This is a genomic window from Gaoshiqia sediminis, assembly GCF_025907915.1.
GTDB lineage: Bacteria > Bacteroidota > Bacteroidia > Bacteroidales > Prolixibacteraceae > Gaoshiqia > Gaoshiqia sediminis.
Map to the genome: position 1 here is coordinate 1 of NZ_JAPAAF010000091.1, position 1,826 is coordinate 1,826.

Consider the following 1,826-nt stretch of genomic DNA (forward strand, 5'->3'; position numbering starts at 1 on the left):
TGGATGATAAAGGGAACGACTTCTTCGAGCAGATTTAATTCGGATAGATTAATTTCAAAGATATCGAGGGGCGTTCCTGTTTTGGGAATGCCCTTCCTGTTTTCAGCGTTGCAACACCCTAAAAATTTTTGCTGATGATTTTATATAGTTCTGCCTGTTCTTCATCCATTTGCAGCAATCTGGATTTGGTGTGTTTTGAGTCCGGCAGGGTGTAAGTTACTTGGTACATATTATGCGTTAATTCAGCTGCTTTCTTTAATGACAGTGTTGACTTTTCAAGTTTCAAGACTCTTTCCAACTCTTTGTAAATGCAGTAGGCAGTGAAAGAAATACAGATATGCGCCTCGATTCGGTGTCTCAAGCGATGATAGATCGGTCTGATTCTGAGATCCGTTTTTGACATACGGAAAGCCCGCTCAATATGCCATAGGTTGCCATAATTTTCGATGACCTGGGTATCGGTAAGCATGGTGTTTGTGACGTAACCTTTAAGCCCGTCCCAGAGAACATCTTGATTATATTTCTCATAATCGATGTTTACTGTTACATCGCCTTCAAGTTTAAGGCATTTGTTGTAACCACGGTTGTTAATATTGGCTTTGGTCAGACGACCTCTTTTTACCTTTTCTTCAAGCCTTTTAAGACCACGAGCCCGGTTGTAGGCATCTTTTCTGGCCCGGACGTTTGAACGGTTAACGATAAGCCGTTGTGTGGGGCCTTTAGAAAAACTACGTGTCATTCCATCCGATAGTTCAGCAGTCAGAATTTGTGTTTTTAACGTCTTGTTTTCGTTCTTAATTCGGGCACCGAGGATGTACTCGTAGCCATTGCTTTCCAGCGCGGCGATGTTGCTTGCTGACAGCAATCCGGAGTCGGCAATAACAACGGGTTTATCCAGATTGAATTTTTTGCTCATGGTTTCAAGGAAAGGGATTAATGTATGCCCTTCATAGGCATTCCCTTCAAAAATGTCGTAGCCAATGGCATATCCTCCCAGACCAACAAGCAGGCCAATGTAAATTTGCGGACATTGATGTTTGCCGTCTTTGCTAAAGCCGGTTTTGCGAAGATCGTCCTGGTCACTTGCCTCAAAATACAGGGTAGTCATGTCGTAAAAAACGACGCTGATAATTCCATTCAAAACCTTCTTTGTATGCGCAAAGGCAATCTCCTCGACCCGGAGCTTCAACTTGCTGTTCAGCTTGTCTAAAAAACGATAAACCGCATCGACATCCAGGCTCTTGCCTTGATACCGATACAAATACTCTACAGTTTTCAATTTACTCAGAGGGAAAGCTATGCGGGCAATAACCAGGTGACGAAACATCGGTTCATTGATAATGCTGAACCCGATGTAATCGTAGATCCTGCCGAAAATGATTTCCGGGCCAAGTGTTCGAATACTGGCATTTTGCAAGCACGCAAATACTTTATCTACTGTAGCATCTGCTTCACTTTCAAACAGGCTGGACTGTTGGGATAATTTTTCGATCTCCTGTTTGGCCAAATTGACAAGTTCTTCAGTTTTGCGCTGCGTTGTGGCGCACCCTACCGTTTTTACTACTTTATATTTGCCCCTGACCTTCTGAACCACTTGTATAGAAAGGCTTCCAGAGCAATTCTTTAGCTTTCTGACAAACATACTTAAATTTTTGCAACACCCAAATTTACAAAACATGTATTGATTTACAGTGAGTTAGATGGGTGTTGCAAAAAAGTGCGGAAAACAGGAGATTCGTGTAGAGAATTTCCCTGCCTTCATCATTGTGGATGATAAAGGGAACGACTTCTTCGAGCAGATTTAATTCGGATAGATTAATTTCAAA

The 1,826-nt window shown here is 42.2% G+C and carries 2 protein-coding genes; one reads left to right on the forward strand and one right to left on the reverse strand.

Annotated elements, in window-relative coordinates; genetic code table 11:
* Positions 1-118 precede the first annotated feature (118 nt).
* The gene (locus N2K84_RS20085) at positions 119-1,642 is read right to left on the reverse strand and encodes an IS1634 family transposase (RefSeq protein ID WP_282593622.1); all 1,524 of its coding nucleotides are present in this window, start codon (positions 1,640-1,642) and stop codon (positions 119-121) included.
* 58 nt (positions 1,643-1,700) lie between these two features.
* Between N2K84_RS20085 and N2K84_RS20090 the strand changes: the two genes are divergently transcribed.
* Complete coding sequence (locus N2K84_RS20090) at positions 1,701-1,805, forward strand: fumarate hydratase C-terminal domain-containing protein (protein ID WP_282593623.1); 105 nt, start codon at positions 1,701-1,703, stop codon at positions 1,803-1,805.
* The last annotated feature ends 21 nt before the right edge of the window (positions 1,806-1,826 follow it).